The organism is Terrabacter sp. Soil810 (assembly GCF_001429645.1).
Lineage (GTDB): Bacteria > Actinomycetota > Actinomycetes > Actinomycetales > Dermatophilaceae > Terrabacter.
In genome coordinates this window covers 215,763-232,017 of sequence record NZ_LMSW01000016.1, presented here as the reverse complement: position 1 = coordinate 232,017, position 16,255 = coordinate 215,763, and the positions used below count along the sequence as shown (strand labels likewise).

General features: G+C 71.6%; 15 protein-coding genes and 2 pseudogenes. 5 read left to right on the top strand and 12 right to left on the bottom strand.

Annotation, left to right across the window (positions count from 1 at the left end):
• Positions 1-8: 8 nt before the first annotated feature.
• The 3 genes from ASG96_RS21850 to ASG96_RS21840 all read right to left on the bottom strand — a co-directional run bounded on the left by ASG96_RS21850 (position 9) and on the right by ASG96_RS21840 (position 2,473).
• The gene (locus ASG96_RS21850; RefSeq protein ID WP_056751680.1) at positions 9-473 is read right to left on the bottom strand and encodes a MarR family winged helix-turn-helix transcriptional regulator; all 465 of its coding nucleotides are present in this window, start codon (positions 471-473) and stop codon (positions 9-11) included.
• Positions 470-919, bottom strand: a complete 450-nt coding sequence (locus ASG96_RS21845; RefSeq protein ID WP_056751683.1) for an EVE domain-containing protein — start codon at positions 917-919, stop codon at positions 470-472. The genes ASG96_RS21850 and ASG96_RS21845 overlap by 4 nt, the downstream gene beginning before the upstream one ends.
• A gap of 198 nt (positions 920-1,117) precedes the next feature.
• Positions 1,118-2,473 carry an aspartate aminotransferase family protein gene (locus tag ASG96_RS21840; protein WP_057589393.1) on the bottom strand — a complete coding sequence of 452 codons (1,356 nt, stop codon included), beginning with the start codon at positions 2,471-2,473 and terminating at the stop codon, positions 1,118-1,120.
• 152 nt (positions 2,474-2,625) lie between these two features.
• Between ASG96_RS21840 and ASG96_RS21835 the strand changes: the two genes are divergently transcribed.
• The 3 genes and pseudogenes from ASG96_RS21835 to ASG96_RS24760 all read left to right on the top strand — a co-directional run.
• On the top strand, positions 2,626-4,008 hold the full coding sequence (locus ASG96_RS21835; RefSeq protein ID WP_057589465.1) for an FAD-binding oxidoreductase: 1,383 nt from the start codon (positions 2,626-2,628) through the stop codon (positions 4,006-4,008).
• 146 nt (positions 4,009-4,154) lie between these two features.
• Positions 4,155-4,592, top strand: coding sequence for a VOC family protein (locus ASG96_RS21830; protein ID WP_056754361.1), 438 nt, complete (start codon positions 4,155-4,157; stop codon positions 4,590-4,592).
• Between the two features lie 25 nt (positions 4,593-4,617).
• Positions 4,618-4,788 (top strand): annotated as a pseudogene (locus ASG96_RS24760) (4-oxalocrotonate tautomerase family protein); the annotation flags it as partial.
• 189 nt (positions 4,789-4,977) lie between these two features.
• On the opposite strand, the gene ASG96_RS21825 reads toward ASG96_RS24760, so the two are convergent.
• Positions 4,978-5,817: an alpha/beta fold hydrolase gene (locus ASG96_RS21825; RefSeq protein ID WP_057589392.1), complete on the bottom strand. Its 840-nt coding sequence runs from the start codon at positions 5,815-5,817 to the stop codon at positions 4,978-4,980.
• Positions 5,818-6,104: 287 nt separating this feature from the next.
• On the opposite strand from ASG96_RS21825, the gene ASG96_RS21820 reads away from it, so the two are divergent.
• Positions 6,105-6,653, top strand: a complete 549-nt coding sequence (locus ASG96_RS21820; RefSeq protein WP_157611108.1) for a DUF1062 domain-containing protein — start codon at positions 6,105-6,107, stop codon at positions 6,651-6,653.
• 511 nt (positions 6,654-7,164) lie between these two features.
• On the opposite strand, the gene ASG96_RS21815 is transcribed toward ASG96_RS21820, so the two are convergent.
• From ASG96_RS21815 to ASG96_RS21785, 8 genes and pseudogenes are all read right to left on the bottom strand, one after another.
• Entirely contained in the window at positions 7,165-7,992 is an 828-nt protein-coding gene (locus tag ASG96_RS21815) for an LLM class flavin-dependent oxidoreductase (RefSeq protein WP_057589391.1), read from the bottom strand.
• 155 nt (positions 7,993-8,147) lie between these two features.
• Positions 8,148-10,118 (bottom strand): right-handed parallel beta-helix repeat-containing protein, encoded by a 1,971-nt coding sequence (locus ASG96_RS21810; RefSeq protein WP_057589390.1) that lies wholly within the window; start codon positions 10,116-10,118, stop codon positions 8,148-8,150.
• A gap of 132 nt (positions 10,119-10,250) precedes the next feature.
• A pseudogene (locus ASG96_RS22990) lies at positions 10,251-10,526 on the bottom strand (NUDIX domain-containing protein); the annotation flags it as partial.
• Positions 10,527-10,586: 60 nt separating this feature from the next.
• Positions 10,587-11,444, bottom strand: a complete 858-nt coding sequence (locus ASG96_RS21805; RefSeq protein WP_057589389.1) for a 2-phosphosulfolactate phosphatase — start codon at positions 11,442-11,444, stop codon at positions 10,587-10,589.
• Between the two features lie 21 nt (positions 11,445-11,465).
• Positions 11,466-12,269 carry a CAP domain-containing protein gene (locus ASG96_RS21800; RefSeq protein ID WP_057589388.1) on the bottom strand — a complete coding sequence of 268 codons (804 nt, stop codon included), beginning with the start codon at positions 12,267-12,269 and terminating at the stop codon, positions 11,466-11,468.
• 76 nt (positions 12,270-12,345) lie between these two features.
• Positions 12,346-12,753: an MmcQ/YjbR family DNA-binding protein gene (locus ASG96_RS21795; protein WP_057589387.1), complete on the bottom strand. Its 408-nt coding sequence runs from the start codon at positions 12,751-12,753 to the stop codon at positions 12,346-12,348.
• 38 nt (positions 12,754-12,791) lie between these two features.
• Positions 12,792-13,511 (bottom strand): DsbA family oxidoreductase, encoded by a 720-nt coding sequence (locus ASG96_RS21790; RefSeq protein ID WP_056751706.1) that lies wholly within the window; start codon positions 13,509-13,511, stop codon positions 12,792-12,794.
• 85 nt (positions 13,512-13,596) lie between these two features.
• Positions 13,597-14,436 (bottom strand): alpha/beta fold hydrolase, encoded by an 840-nt coding sequence (locus ASG96_RS21785; RefSeq protein WP_057589386.1) that lies wholly within the window; start codon positions 14,434-14,436, stop codon positions 13,597-13,599.
• Between the two features lie 115 nt (positions 14,437-14,551).
• Between ASG96_RS21785 and ASG96_RS21780 the strand changes: the two genes are divergently transcribed.
• Positions 14,552-16,252 carry an alpha/beta-hydrolase family protein gene (locus ASG96_RS21780; protein ID WP_057589385.1) on the top strand — a complete coding sequence of 567 codons (1,701 nt, stop codon included), beginning with the start codon at positions 14,552-14,554 and terminating at the stop codon, positions 16,250-16,252.
• Positions 16,253-16,255: the final 3 nt, after the last annotated feature.

The window sequence follows — 16,255 nt, the reverse complement described above, 5'->3', positions numbered from 1 at the left end:
CGAGTGTGTCAGGCCGGGGGCCGCTCCGGGCCCGCCAGGCGGGCGAGGGCCGACACGAGTCCCGGAAGGTCGGGACCGGCGTCGGCGAAGAACGCCGCGTCGCAGTCCTCCACGGAGACGATCGCCGCATTGACGGTGTGCACGCCTGCCGGTGTGACGACGAGGTCGCGGGCGCGCGCGTCCGCCGGGTGGGGGCGGCGCTCGACCAGCCCCTTGGTCTCGAGGGCGCGCAGCACCTGCGAGGTCATCATGACGTCGGTCCTCGCGTGGGCGGCGAGGTCGCGCTGGGTGACCGGCTCGTCCCGTCCGCGCCGGAGCCACGTCAGCGAGGCCAGCAGGACGAACTGCGTGTGGGTCAGGTCGTGCGGCGCCAGGGCCTCGCGCACCATGGCCTGCCAGCGGTTGCCGACCCGCCAGAGCAGCAGGCCCGGGCTCTCGTCGGCCTCGGCGAAACGCGTCTGCAGGTCGCTCATGCGCGATGGGTCTCCGTCGGGGTCGGGGCAGGTGGCGGCGCGCCGGTCATGGCGGCCTCGATCAGGAGGAAGTCTGCCTCGTCGAGCGGGAGCAGGCCGCGGCGCAGCGCATAGCCCCAGTGCGGCGTGCTCGTCAGCAGGAGCCGGTCCTGCAGGTCCGCGATCAGCACGGGGTCTGCGCTGGCCCAGTCGACGCGGCGACGCCACGGGCGGAAGTCGCCCTCGTCGGCCTGCCAGATCTCGTCGTCGGCGATCCGACCGACGGCCGTGAACCGTCGGCAGGGGACGTCGCTGCCGAGCTCCTCCCGCGGCGAGTAGTAGACGAACCCGTCGCCGGCCGACATCCGCGCCAGACCCGGGCGGCGCCCGTGGTGGACCTGGGCGATGCCGAGACCGACGCCCCGGCGCACGTGGGCTGCCGACACGACGGCCAGCCAGTGCTTCACCGGGACGCCTGCGCGGTCGCGAGGAGGCCGATGACCTCGGGAGACACGGGGACCCGGGTGGAGAGGTGCGCGAGAGTGGTCATGACTCATAAACTAAGCGCGCTTATTAATTGTGTCAACACCTGGCCCGATGGCCGACCGGTCGTGCCGGTGCGAGGGCCGGGACGGCCGGGACGGCCGGGACGGCCGGGGGAGTGGCTATGAGAAGAGCTCGCGCAGGCACTCGCCGAACATCGTCGTGTGCGCCGCGACGTCTCTAGCCGTCGTCGCAGGACTCATCAGCGCCATGTTGTGGAACGGCGTGAGCAGGATGCCGCGGTTGAGGGCGTAGAAGTGGAGGTACTGCTGCAGCTCGAAGTCGTCGGCGTCGTGCGCCTCCTGGCCGTCGTGCGAGGGCCGCCCGGAGAAGTTGTACTCGGCTCGCGCGCCGAGCCGCGTCACGTGCCAGTCGGCCCCGGTCGCGTCGATGCCGGCCTGGACGCCGTCGGCCCACGCATCGGCGAGCGGCACCATGTGCTCGAACGCCTCGGCCGTCATGACGTGCTCGAGGGTGGCCTTCATGGCCGCCATCGACAGCCCGTTGCCGGCGAGCGTGCCGCCGATGCCGCCCACGTCGATGTCCTCCAGCTCGACGGAGCGGGCGATCCGGTCGGCGATGTCCTGGGTGAAGCCGAAGGTGCCGCAGGGGATGCCGCCACCGATGGACTTGCCGATGACGAGCATGTCCGGGGCGAGGCCGTGCGCCCCGGTGAAGCCACCGGGCCCGGCGCAGATCGTGTGCGTCTCGTCGTTGATGAGCAGCGCGCCATGGCGCGTCGCGAGCTCGCGCAGGCCCTCGTTGTATCCGGGGTCGGGCAGCACGATGCCGATGTTGGTCAGCGCCGGCTCGACGAGGATCGCCGCGACGTCGCCGTGGGCCAGGGCGCGCTCGAGCGCCTCGAGGTCGTTGAACTCGACGACCCGCGTCGTCTCCGACGTGTCGACCGGAGCCCCGATGTTGCTGCGCCGGTCGACCGTCGAGCCGTCCGGGCCCAACGTCGCGAACGCCTCGTCGACGGAGCCGTGGTAGCACCAGTTGTGCACGACGACCTTGCTCCGGCCGGTCAGGTGGCGGGCGTAGCGGATCGCGTGCCGGTTGGCGTCGGTCGCCGTCAGGGTGAACTGCCAGTAGGGCAGCCCGAATCGCTCGGCGAGACCCGTCGACACGGCGATCGCGTCCTCGGTGGGGAGCATGGTCGTGATCCCGCGCGAGAGCTGCCGCGTCACGGCCTCGACGGTCGGCGCGGGGGAGTGGCCCATCATCGCGCCCGTGTCGCCGAGGCAGAGGTCGACGTGGTCGATGCCGTCGACGCACGTGAAGTGAGCGCCCTCGGCGTGCTCGACGAAGACCGGGAAGTCGCCGGGCCACTTGACCATCCAGCTCATCGGGACGCCTCCGGGCATGTGCACCGCCGCCTGCTGCGCGAGGGCCCGGGACCGTGGCCGCGCCTCGGAGAAGGCTGCCCGCTCGCGGGCGTGCAGCTCGGCGAGACGCGCGCGGTCGACGGTGCTCATGTCCGCATCATGCCCCGGCGGACGACGCGGCGGAAGTGATTGCCCAAACCCCGCCAGGCCGCGGATTCCGAAGGTGTTGGAAGGGGATTCAAGCGAAAAGGCACAGGCTCGCAGGGCTTGCGGAGGGCCTGGAAGGTGGCATGATCCCGCCCATGCCCCCGAGTGGTTACCGCGGCCTGAGCCTCTGGCACGACACGATCGACGACATCGAGCCGCGCCCTTCGCTGACCACCGACGTCGACGTCGATGTCGCCGTCGTCGGGGCCGGCTACACGGGGCTGTGGACGGCATACCACCTCGTCACGGCCGACCCCACGGTCCGGGTCGCGGTCATCGAGAAGGAGGTCGCCGGCTTCGGTGCCTCGGGCCGCAACGGCGGCTGGTGCTCGGCCCTCTTCCCCGCCTCGCTCAAGCGGATGGCTGCCGAGCGCGGCCGCGACGCGGCGGTGCGGATGCAGCACCTCCTGCACGACACGGTCGCCGACGTCGGCCGGATCGCCGACGCGGAGGGCATCGACTGCCACTTCGACCAGGGCGGCTACCTCTCCGTCGCACGCAACCCGGCCCAGCTCGAACGGGTCCGCGAGGAGGTCGCCGACCACCGCGAGTGGGGCTTCGGCGAGGACGACCACCGCCTCCTCGACGCGCACGAGGTCACGGCCGTCGCCGGCGTCAGCGACGCTCTCGGGGGGTCGTTCACGCCCCACTGTGCGGCCATCCACCCGGCCCGTCTCGTGCGCGGTCTCGCCGACGCCGTCGAGCGGCGTGGCGTCGTCGTCCACGAGCGCACCCCGGCCGTCGACGTGCGCAGCCACCGCGTCGTCACGCCCCACGGCACGGTCCGCGCCGAGCACGTCGTCCTCGCGACCGAGGGCTACACGCCGACCGTCGCGGGGCGCCGCCGCGCCATCGCGCCCATCTACTCGCTCATGACGGCGACCGAGCCGCTGCCCGCCGACACGTGGGCGCAGATCGGCCTGGAGAAGCGCACGACCTTCGCCGACAACCGGCACCTGACGATCTATGGGCAGCGCACCCGCGACGGGCGGATCGCCTTCGGTGGCAGGGGCGCTCCCTACCACTACGCCTCCAAGGTCTCGCCGCTCTACGACCGCGACGAACGCGTCCACGGCGCGCTGCGTCGGATCCTCCTCGAGCTCTTCCCCGTGCTCGACGGCGTCGCCTTCACCCATGCCTGGGGTGGCAACCTCGGTGTGCCGCGCGACTGGTTCCCATCCGTGCGCCACGACCGCCACACCGGTCTCGCCTTCGCCGGCGGCTACGTCGGTGACGGGGTCGCCACCTCGGCGCTCGCCGGACGCACGCTCGCCGCGATGATCCGCGGCGACGACCCCGAGGGTCTCGCCACGCTGCCGTGGGCGGGCCGCACGTCGCGCGACTGGGAGCCCGAGCCCCTCCGCTGGCTCGGCGTCAACGCCGTCACCGCGCTCATGAGCTCGGCCGACTGGTCGGAGCGGCGCACCGGCCGCCCGTCGCGCGCCGCCTCGGCCTTCTGGACGGCGCTCGGGCAGTAGCGGGCCCCGCCGGCCGTATGCCGTGTCCCCGCGGGCGCGGCCGAAACCCTTGCGCGCGCGGCCGGCCTTCGGTCTGTTGGTGTGGTCGTCGCAGTGATGCGCACTGAGCGGTCGGGCCACGCGCGTCGATCGGTAGCGTGCAGGGCATGCCCATCAAACTCGAGAACGTCGGCATCGCCGTCGACGACCTGGAAGCGACGATCGCCTTCTTCACCGACCTCGGGCTGACCGTCCTCGGTCGCGACACGGTCAGCGGTGAGTGGACCGACACCGCCGTGGGTCTCGACGGCAACCACGCCAAGATCGCCATGCTGCAGACGCCGGACGGCCACGGTCGCCTCGAGCTCTTCGAGTACATCCATCCCCAGGCCATCGAGACGACGCCCACCCGACCCAACGAGATCGGCATGCACCGGGTCGCCTTCTCCGTCGACGACATCGACGAGGCCCTCGAGGTCGCCGCGAGGCACGGCTGCCATCCGCTGCGCGGAGTGGCCACCTACGAGGACGTCTACAAGCTCACCTACGTGCGCGGCCCCAGCGGGATCATCGTGATGCTCGCCCAGGAGCTCAAGGCCGGCTGAGCCTGGGAGGCGCTTCTCCGGCCGCTCGATCGCGGCCCAGCGGGAGCTCTACCGACAGATCGTGGACCGACTCGCAGAGCACGACATCCCTCGGGCCCACGTTTCCATCCTCTTGCGGGAGAGCCCGCCCGGGAACTGGGGCGCGGGCGGAATCGCGGCAAGTGACTACGACCTGGGTTTCGACATCAACGTCTAGGAACTGTTCGCGGCATCACTGGATGAGCGGCTGTCCGTCCGAAGCGTCTGGACGCCGCGAGTCCCGTGACCCGGCGACTCACGCGAGGCACGATGCCTGCTCGAACGTACGTCGCGTGACGACGCGCACCGGAGCCATCGTCAACGCCTGGGGCGAGGGGGTTCGCAGGACCTGGTTCGGGTTGACGGGCTAGGTGAGGAACGCCCGCATCGCTGCGAGAACGTCGTCACGGCGGTCGATGAACAGGTAGTGGCTGGCGCGGAGCTCGATGACGCGAGCATTCGCCGTCTCCGCTGCGAAACGGTCACGACAGGCGACCCGCCAGATCGCCTCGGGCCCCTGCCACTGGTCCCCGAGGGCGTAGATGGCCAGCGCGGGTGCAGTGATGTCGGAGTAGGGGTGCCGGAACGCCTTGAGGGCCTGAACGAACGGCGCGGCGGCCGCGGCGGAGAACGTGTCGACCACCGACCCGTCCGCCTGGGTGTCCACGGTGGCGGGCAGCATGGCGTCAAGGGCAGGTCCCCGGATGTCGTCGGGGAGCAAGGAGTGGACGAAGTCGACGTAGTCCTCGTACGAGGCGAACCGGTCTGGGCCCGCGGCCTCTTCCGGCCACTCGGGTGTTGGGCTGTCGGCCCAGTCGTAGGCCCCGTCAAGGTAGACGACTCTCGCAACGCGTCCGGGATGGCGAGCGGCAAGGGCCGAGACCTCACCCCCTCCCATCGAGTGCCCCCCGACGTGGGCACGCTCGATGCCCAGGCCGTCGAGGAGCCGTCGCGCGTCCTCGGCGGCGTCGGCGAGGGCGTGGCCGCTCTGGACCTGGTCGGTCAGCCCGTGCCCACGCCGGGTCAGGGCGAGCACCCGGAACCGGTCGCTCAAGTGCGGCGCGAGCTCCGCGAAGACGTGGGCGGTGCAGCCCAGGCCGGCCAGCAGCAGCAGCGGGTCTCCGTCGCCGCCCCAGTCCAGGTAGTGGAAGCGGACGCCGTCGAGGATGACGAACTGGTCGGAGGGTATGTCGATGGGACCCGGCACCCGGTGACCGTACCGCGACGGGCCCGGACGGAGACTGCCGCAGAGCGGATCACGACGGGGCGTTGTCCTGTCGCCCTCGTTGACGGCGCGGCTGGCGGCTTCCCTTCAGAAAAACCGTGGAGCCGCTCTTCCTCGCGCTGTTACGGTGCGGCCGCCCCCATCTCGATCACCGAGGACCTGCCGATGCACATCCTGTGAGACCTCTCGAGCGCTGATCCGTCGCGCGGCGCGCCTGCGCGCCGCGTTCCTTTCGCTTTCGAACTTCTCACGGGAACCGGTGTATCTCTGTGCCCAAGAGCTGGGTCGTCGTGCCCACCTGCCTGCCCACCATCGTCCGCCGCTGCCATAGGTGTGGTGCCGAGCGGTTCCGCGCGAACGGCAAGTTCCGCGCCAACGCACATCACAAGCTCCTCGACGCCTGGCTTCTCGCGCTCTGCGTCGTCTGCGGTGACACCACCAAGCTCACCGTGTTTGAGCGGATCAACGTCCGGTCGGTACGGCGTGGACTACTGGACCGGCTGCATCACAACGATCCCAGTCTGGCAGCCGAGCTGCTTCAGGATCCGGTCGTGCGGCGGCGTAACCGCATCGCTCTCGACTGGGAAGATGCGTGGCGCCTCGACACCGGCGGACCGGACGATCCGGAAAACGTGCCGATCGATGTCGTGGTTCGCTTCGCGGCGCGGATCCCCGTCCGGCCAGTGCGGCTGATCGCTGAGGGTCTCGGGCTGTCGCGGGCTGAGGTCGAGAGGTTGGTCGCCGAGGAAGACCTCACATCTGCAGTCCACCTGGGCGGCAAGCGCTCTGGCGACTTCGCCTTTACGCTCAGGCGCTGAGTCCAGTACCTGTCCGCGGCCCAGGCGAAGACGCGGCCGCTCGTGGGGTCCCAGCCGCTCATTCCCCGACTCTAGAGCGACACCCGCGTGCGAGCATCCGACAGGCGGCACGACCGATAGCGGCATGACCGGTCACCCCACACCGCTCCGCGCCAGGCAGGTGCATCACCAGGTCCGAATCGACATCGAGTTCAGCCTCCGGCTCAGCGCGGCAGGAGAGTGCGATCCCGTGGCCGTGTCGTCGTGCGCGGTTGGGCCCGGGGCTATCGGCTGAGTCGAAGGTGTCTCGCGAACTGCTCGCCGGCGTACTCGGTGGCGTCTAGGAGAGTCGTGAACCCCCACGACTGCTGCGGCCCACGCTCACGCCGATGCTGGTCGACCCAGATGTCCGCCGCTCGACGAAGATCGGGAGGCGCGCTGGCAGCCACGCGGTCCAGGAAGGCCGGCCAGTCCCGGATGATCCACTGCCCTCGTTCACACCACACCCAAGGCTGGAGCGCACCAGTCGGGACTACCGTCCGGCCAGCTCGGCGACGACTGGGGCGAGAGCGTCACTGACGTCAGCTCCGAACACGAAGTACGAGAAGCCGATCTCCTCCCGTCGTCGCTGGATCTCCTCGGCAGCGGCCGCGGGGTCGTTGGGGAGATAGGCCAGCGAGTCTGCGGCCCGGACGGCGGCGGTGTCGAGGTCGGGCCCGGCCATGAACGGAGCGACCGAGTCACCGATCACGGGAACATGCAAGGCCAGCTCGACGTCGCGGTGGTTGTCGAAGCGCCGTACCCGTTGCGTCGACTCGACTCGTGACTCGATCTGCGGCATGACGAAGGTCACCGTGTCCGCGATGTCTGCAGCAAGCGCCTGCGCCTTGGGACCGGCCACGGCCATGGCGACGGGGGTGTGCCGATCCGCACCATCAAGCTGCCGCAACGCCGTGACGACGTCACGCACGTGATCCGAGCGTCGGCTCGCTGAGTCGATCGGCAGGCCCAGTTCGCGGAGCTGCTCGGCGATGCCAAGCCGCCCGGTACCGATGCCCATCTCAAACCGGCCGTTCGTGAGCACCGACAGGGAGTGCGCCTCCCACGCGGTGGTCCACGCCGGCCGCACCGGAGAGGCGTACACCCAGGTGCCCACTCGCAGGTCGGTGAGGGTTGCCGCGACCGCCAGCGCCGGACCGGGCGCCGGCTGCCACTGCGGCACGTCGGGCATCAAGATCGTCGAGTAGCCACTGTCGGCCAGACGACGCAACTGGTCTCGCCAGGTCGCCACGCCGCGGGTGATCGGAGCAACGACCCCGAACCGCAGCGGTCTGGTGGCGCTTCTCGAGGTGACTGACATGGCGATGATCCTCCTATGGCTGCCTGGTGCCGGCTTCTCGATCACTCAACGATCGGGACGCGACGGATCGGACAGTCAGGACAGCGCCCAGACCGGCCGCCTCGCTTCAGCGCCGTCCTTGCTCCGGCCAGCGCCACCTGCCGATGGCCCAGGGGTCACCACAGGCGGATGCGAGAGGTGCCTGACGACAAGGTGGCGATCGGGCCGGCCGGGTAGGACGCGTCCGGGTCCTTGCGCGCCCCGAGGAGATCTCGGTCGATCGTCACCGGCGAGCCGTCACGCTCCTCGAAGTCCGCGTCGACGAACCGGACCCTGGGCAGGTCCGCGCCGGTGACGACGCCGACCTGGAGCCCGTCGAACGACTCGGGGAGGTCGGCGTCGAGGGAGACGGTGTCGCCCTCCTCAACGACTGTGAAGGATGCCGAGTCGAGTCGCAGCGGAGCGTCCTCAGCGGCATACGGGGTGGCCGCTCCGGCATACGCGTTGTGGTGGATGTAGACGGGCTGCGGCACGTCGGGGAAGCGGTTGTGGTCGCCCGGCGGCTGGGCGTCGATGAGCGCGAGGTAGTCCGCGAAGGTGGACGGGTGGCCGTCGTAGCCGGCGGTCCCGACCCAGGCGCCGTCGAAGGTGTGGGCGTCCGTGTTGTAGGCCGCGTCGATCTCACCGCCGGCGAACACGTTGCCGATCCAGCGGTCGTCGGCGCCGTAGATCACGGCGTAGCCGGCCACCTGAGTGCTGTGGGGACGGTGGTAGGGGGTGGCGCGGTCCATCACCCGGATCAGGCCGAGGGTGCCGCACACGAGGTTGCCGACGTAGGCGCCGCCCTGGCTGAAGGACTCGATCGAGACCGGTGAGGCCAGGACGTTGTGGTCGACGACATAGGGTCCGTGGCTCACCTCGACGAAGAGGTCGCGCGAGTTGCCGTAGAGGACGTTGCGCGCGACCCGGGTCCCCTGGGTCTGCCAGTCGAGCCAGATCCCGAGCGAGCAGGAGTGGATGCGGTTGTGGGTGATCTCCACGTCGATGGCCGCGTGCAGCTTGATGCCGGCGATCTCGTGCCCGTAGAACTCCCGCTTCAGGGCGATGCGGTGGATGTGGTTGTCCTCGATCGTGGAGAAGACACAGCCGAGATGGCCCGCGACGGCGCACTGCCCGCAGTCGTAGATCGTGTTGCGGCGGATGACGTGGGAGCCGATGTGCTCCTTGTCCCAGCCGATCTCCCTGGCGGAGAAGACGGACTCGAGCTGGTACTGGTAGCCGGGCTTGTCGCCGCGGTTCGTGTAGTTGTTGTCGCCCGTCGAGGCCTCCTTGCCGATGGAGATGGCGACGCACTTGGCGTCGTGGATGACGTTGTCCTCGATGACCCAGCCCTTGGCCCAGTTCGGCCCGATGAGTCCCGGCTGGTCCGCCGTCGGCGGGGCCCACGGTGTCGCCGCCTGGCACAGCTCGAAGCCGCGGACGGTGATGTAGTCGACGTGGTGCTCGGTGGGGTAGAAGACGGACCGTCGGACGTTGATCTCGACGAGTCGCTCGTTCGGGTCCGCGTCGTGGAAGTTGGCCCAGATGGTGGTCGCGTCAGGGCCGACCTGGGCGTGCCACACGTACCGCGTCTGGTCGGCGTCGGGGACGGGGACCGTCTTCCTCGTCCAGTCGTCGGTGACCTCGTCGCGGCGGTCTGGGTGTGACACCTCATCGGGACTGCCCACCTCGTAGAAGCTGCGGCCGTCGAGGTACACGTCACCGAGGTGCTTGCGCTGACCAGCCTCGATGGGGCGGACCACCCAGTCGCCGACGACTTCCTCCGCGAAGGGGTTGAAGGAGCCGAACAGCTCGTTGGGCACGCGCACCGTCCAGACCCCACCGCCCACCTGCTGCCAGTCGGTCACCCGCTCGGAGCCCTTGATGACGACGTGCTCGCCCGGCGCCGCCTCGTAGGTGATGCGACGCGCGTCGCTCAGCCCGCCCCGAGGGGGTGCGACCAACTCGCGGTACTCGCCCTCGTGGACGACGACCCGGTCGCCGGGCCGCGCCAGCTCTGCGGCGCGGCCGATCGTGCGGAAGGGACGGGGCTCAGACCCGTCCGCCTGGTCGGAGCCGGTGGGGGCGACATGCAGCACGCTGGTCACGGCGGTGTGTCCTCTATGTCGAGCGGTGGCAGGAGGCGCCGGTCCGGTGGTCATGCGCCCGTCATGGGCTCGGACACGGCGTGCGATCGACACTACGCAGGTTGCACTCGGGGATGAGGATTTCGCGGTTCTTCATGGCGACCGCTTGCCCCTCGGAAGCAGAGGTCGCGCGATGGAGCAGCCAGTCCTCGTGAACCTCTTCCTCACGCCCGTTGTAGCGGTAGGTGTGCTGACGCGTCCATACGGGTTCGCCGCAGGCAGGTCCTCGAGCCCGGGCTCCTCAGCGGCTTCACGAACGGCTGCCTGCTGGGCCGTCTCACCTGGCTCGCGACCGCCGCCCACGGGGTACCAGCACTCCTCTGCGCTCAGGGGATCCCGCGAGTGGATCAGCAGTAGTCGCTCGTGTTCATCCCGAAGGACTCGAAGAGGGTCGCCCGTGAGGACTTAGTCGGGCTGCCTCCACGCACGTCAGTCCCGCTTCGCCACCTGTCCCGTGAAGGCCCCGTCCGTCAGCACGGGCACGACGTCGGACGCGTCCAGCTCGGCCGCGACCGCCACGTCATCGGGCCAGCCCTGCTCGACGAGCTCGCGACCGCTCGCGCACGCATGCAGCGCCTCGCCGATCCGGTCCTCCACGGCCAGCCACGTCGTGCCGGCGGCCTCGGCCTCGGGGCTGAGCAGGAGCGGACCGGCCCGGTGCTCGAGCCGGCCGGCCAGGGCGGCGATCACGGCGCCGGTTCCCCAGAGGTCCTCGACGGCGGGGCGCAGCGAACCGTCGGGCCACCGCTCGCCGGCGGGCACGACGACCACGGCGGGCTGGGCGCGCGACCCGCCCGATCCGCCCGACCCGCCCGATCCGCCCGATCCGCGCGACGACTCGAGCCAGTCGACGAGCCAGGCGGCCACCGCGGAGCGGTTGCGCAGCGACGCTGCGACGACGTCCGCCCCGGCGCCGGCCAGGACGGCGCTGGTCGTCGAGCCGTTGGGTGAGGGCAGCACGAGGTCCCCGATCGGCCCTGCCGCGCGGATCGAGGACGGCGAGAGGCTGACCCCGCCGTCGACAGCGGTCGCCGACCGTGGCCGCGCCAGCGTCGCCCCCAGCCCGTCCGCGAAGGTCCGGGCCGGCGCGTCCTTCCAGCGGTAGGGGTGCACCCGGGTACCGGCGTCCACGGCGACGGACACGCACGTCGTGAAGCTGAGGACGTCGACGACGACCGCACAGACGGGCGAACCCGCGGCGACGGCATACGCCGTGAGGTCCTCGGCCGCTCCGGGCCCCCAGTCGAGGCGGACGACGTGCCGGTCCTGCGAGTGCCACGGCATCATGGCACCCAACCTACGGGTGGCTCAGCCGCCGAACGTCTGGGTCCAGTACGTGCCGTACGAGCCGCCGGTCGCGTAGCCGACGCCGATGTCGCGGTAGGAGCAGGTGAGGATGTTCGCCCGGTGGCCGGGGCTCGCCATCCAGCCGCGCATGACGTCCTTGGCGCTCGTCTGGCCGGCCGCGATGTTCTCGGCGATGGCACCGCCCTGGTAGCCCGCGGCGCGGATGCGCTCGGCGAAGGTGACCCCGTCGGGGCTCGTGTGGGAGAAGTAGTCGCGGGTGGCCATGTCGTCGCTGTGGTCCTGCGCAGCGCGCCGCAGCGCGGCGTTCACCGACACCGGGCCGCAGCCGGCGCGCGACCGCTCGACGTTGACGAGGGCCACGACCTGCTGGGCGACGCCGGCCCGCGGTGGTGGCGCCGGCTTCGCCGGTGTGGCCGTCGGGCTCGTCGCGCTCGCCGTGCCGGACGGTCGCGCGGCGGCCGTACGCGTGCCCTCCGGTGCGGTGACGAGCGGTGCCGGGGCGCGAGTGGTCAGTGACGGCTGCGGCGACGTCGGGAGGGTCGACGAGGTCGCACCGGAGGCGCTCGGCGACGTTCCCGGCGACGTGGACGGGGTGCGGCCGGGCTCCGTGGCGTCGTCGACGCGGCTGCTCGGCGTGACCGCCGGCACCGACGGCGTGGACGGGGTCGACCCGTGTCCGGGGCGGAACCCGCCCGCCTCGTGCAGGATCGCGAAGCCACCCACGACGAGCACCGCGGACACCGTCAGGGTCACCACGGCGGCGCGCCGCGATCCCACGACCGCGGGATCGGTGTGCCGTCCCATGTGCACCTTTCGTCGACCCGGCGAGCGGTACCTTACGCGTCCCGCGGGTGCGGGTGCACCATGAGGAGCCCTCGGCTCAGTCGGTGTCGAGCTCTCGCACGAGTCGAGCCGGGGCCGTGAGGCGGTAGGAGGCGTCGACGAGCTCGGCCACCTCCTGCCAGTCGACCTCCTCCGGCGCGCCGCACGCGCGCAGGTCGAGCCCCACCCAGCCCGACGGGCCGAGGTAGGCCGGGTCGTAGAAGCGCTCGTCCCCGAGCAGAGCCGGCCGTTCGGCTGCGTCGGGCAGCACGAGGACCGACTGGCGGTGCGGCTCCGGGTCGTGGTCGCCCTTCACGGTGCCGCCGTAGGTGACGAACACCTTCGTCGTGAAGAAGGTCGGGCGCCCGTGCGACACCTTCTCGTCGGCGCCGGGCAGCGCCAGGCAGATGTCGCGGACCCGGGTCAGGTAGGGGTCGGCGGCGTCGAACATCAGGGGGTGGGCCACCCGACCACGGTAGGGCCCCGTCCCCCGCCGCGAGGGTTTCAGGCGCCGCAGGCCCCGCCGCAGCCACCGGCGCCGCAGCCTCCACCGCACCCGCCGCCGACGGCGACCGGCTCGGGCACCTCGTGCCGCGTCGACCACGCGGTCTCGAGCGCCTGCGTGAAGACCTCGACGGGCTGCGCGCCGGAGACGCCGTACTTGCGGTCGAGGACGAAGAAGGGGACCGACTCGATGCCGAGCATCTTGGCGGTGGCCTCGTCGCTGCGCACGTGGTTGCCGTAGTCGTCCGACTCGAGCATCGTGCGCACGGCCTCGGCGTCGAGGCCGATCTCGGCGGCGAGGCGCACGAGGACCTCCCGGTCGCCGACCGCGAGGCCGTCGGTGAAGTAGGCGCGCATGAGCCGCTCGTGGGCGGCGTCGGCGAGCCCCTGCTCGGCGGCGAGGTGGACGACCCGGTGGGCGTCGAACGTGTTGCCGTAGCGGGCCTGCTCCCAGTTGAACTCGAGCCCGAGCTCGGAAGCCGCGGCAGCCATCGAGCGGTGCTGCGCGACGGCCTGCTCCCGCGTCGTGCCGTACTTGGCGGCGACGAGGTCGACGAGGGGGACGCCCGACACGGGCTCGGCGCCACGGTCGAGCTCGAAGCTGTGCCACGTCACCTCGACCTCGTCGGCGTGCGCGAACTGCGCCAGGGCCGCCTCGAGACGGCGCTTGCCGAGGTAGCAGAAGGGGCACACGATGTCGGACCAGATGTCGATCTTCACGGTCGTGCAACCTACCCGTGACCGGGCGTGTTCCCCGCATCGGGCGAGGCGTCCGTCACCCTCCGGGTGAGCGGGCGTATGCCGTTCAGCCGGCCCGGGCGACCCGGTGCAGGATCGCCGCGGCGGACTCCGCGTCGCGGGTCTCGGGCAGCCAGTGGCCCGCGTCGAGCTCGACGAGCTCGTAGTCGCCCGTCACGTGCTCGCGGGTCAGCTCGGCGGCGGTGCGGCCCAGGAACGGGTCGCGCGAGCCCCAGACGTAGGTCGTCGGCACGGCGACGCGGTGCGCGGAGACGCCGGAGCGCCGGGCGGCGCGGTACCAGTTGATCGGCCCGGTGAGCGCATCGGCGTGGGCCAGCCGGACGGCATACCTCGTCCGGTCGGCGGTCGGGAGGCCCGAGCGGGCCATCAGCCGGTCGAAGCGGGCGGCCAGGGCCCGCTCGGGGAGGCGCGGCACCTGGAAGGCCGCCATGTACCAGGACTTCCGCTTCTGCTCGGTGCCGGAGCTCCACGCGCGCGACATGGCCGCCGGGTGCGGCGTCGACAGGACGGTCAGTGACGCGATGCGCGTCGGGTGGTTGCCCGCGACGAGCCACGCGACGGCGCCGCCCCAGTCGTGGCCGACCAGGTGGACCCGCTCGCGACCGGAGGCCTCGATGAGACCGAGGACGTCGGCGACGAGCTCGTCGAGGCGGTAGGCTTCCCGGTCGGCCGGGCTGGCCGTGGGGCAGTAGCCGCGCTGGTCCGGGGCGAGGGTGCGCAGGCCCGCCTCGTGCAGCCGGGCGGAGACGCGGTCCCAGCTCGTGCGGTCGGTCGGGAAGCCGTGGAGGAGCACGACGACCTCACCACCCAGCGGACCTCCGTCGGTCACGTCGAAGCGCAGCCCGTCCCGGCCGAAGGACGTGATCCGCTCGTCGAGGGCTCGCATGCCCCCATCGTGCCCCGGCGGGCCGAGGAGCGCCCGACCGGGTGCTCGGGTCAGGGTCATCACCTAGGGGCCAAACCCGAGGCGGCGTGACAGGGCGGCGACCTACTGTGGAGCCATGCCCGACGTGTCCGACCAGCGCATCCAGCCCGGCGCGGGCCGGGCCTGGTGGCACGTGTCGCGCACCGGGCTCTTCTTCGGCGCCGCCTACTTCCTCACCTCGATGGCCCCGAGCCTGCTGCCGCGCACGTGGTACTACCAGGGCCTCATCAGCGGGCTCTGCGTGGTGGCCGGCTATGCGCTCGGCGTCGTCGTCGCGTGGGTCGTGCGCCGGGTGGCGCGCCTCATCGACCTGCGCGTCACCGTCAGCGGCGTGGCACGGCACTGGCTGCTCGTCGCCGCCCCGGTCTTCGGGGCCGTCGCGGTCCTCGGCCTCACGGTCGCCAACGTGCGCTCGCAGGCGCGCACGGCGGCGTTCGTCGAGCTCACGCCCCTCGACCCGTTCGACTGGGCCCTGGCGCTCGCGCTCGCGGCCCTCGTGGCCGTCCTCTTCCTCGCCGTCGCCCGGGGTCTGCGCGGTGCGACGCGCCAGCTCGCCGAGGCCGCGGGCCACGTGCTGCCCAAGACCATCGCGACCCTCATCGCCGTCGTCGTCGTGGCCCTGGCCACGGCGTGGGTGACCGACAGCGTGCTCTTCCACCAGGGCATGCAGGCCTTCGCCGGCGTCGCCGCCAAGGTCAACACCGCTCCGACCGGCCGTGCCGCGCCGACGTCGCCGCTCCGCTCGGGCGGGCCGGGGTCGCTCGAGTCGTGGGACAGCCTCGGCTACCAGGGCCAGATGTTCGTCACGAGCGCGCCGACGGCCGCGCAGATCACGGCGGCGACCGACCGTGGCGCGATCGAGCCGATCCGGGTCTATGCCGGCCGGACGCCCGACCGCACGGTCTCCGACGTCGCCGATGCCGTGGTCGCCGAGCTCAAGCGCACCAACGCCTTCAACCGCCGCGTGCTGGCGGTGTTCACGACGACGGGCACCGGCTGGGTCGACGACTGGTCCGCCCAGTCCGTCGAGTACCTCAGCAACGGCGACAGCGCGATCGCCGCGATGCAGTACTCCTACCTGCCCAGCGCGATGTCGATGATGACCGACCGTGACACCCCGCGCGAGGCGGGCAAGGCCCTCTTCGACAAGGTGTATGCCGTGTGGCGCACGCTGCCGGCCGACGACCGTCCGCAGCTCGTCGTCGGCGGGGAGTCGCTCGGCTCCTACGGCGGGCAGGCGGCCTTCAAGGACGCCGACGACATGCTGGCCCGCGCGCAGGGCGGGGTGTGGGTCGGCACGCCGAGCTTCACCGACATCGCGGCGTCGCTGACGGCCCGGCGCAACGAGGGGTCGCCCGAGATCGTGCCGGTCGTCGACGCGGGCCTGCACATCCGCTTCGCGGCGAGCGGCGACCAGCTGACCCACGACTACTACGGGCGCGACTACGGCGCGTGGGACTTCCCGCGCTTCGTCTACGCCCAGCACGCGTCCGACCCCGTGGTCTGGTGGAACCCCGCCCTGCTCGGCGCCGAGCCCGACTGGCTCCGCGAGCCGCGGGGTCGCGACGTCAACCCCGACGTCACGTGGATCCCCTTCGTGACGTTCTGGCAGCTGACCACCGACATGGCCGTCGGGCACGACCCGCCGGACGGCTACGGCCACCGCTACGGCCCCGAGCTCGTCCCGGCGTGGGGGTCGGTGCTCGGCGGGTCGCCCACCGACGACTACTCGAAGCTCGTCGCCGGCATCGAGGAGACGGTCAACCGGGTCGAGTGACCG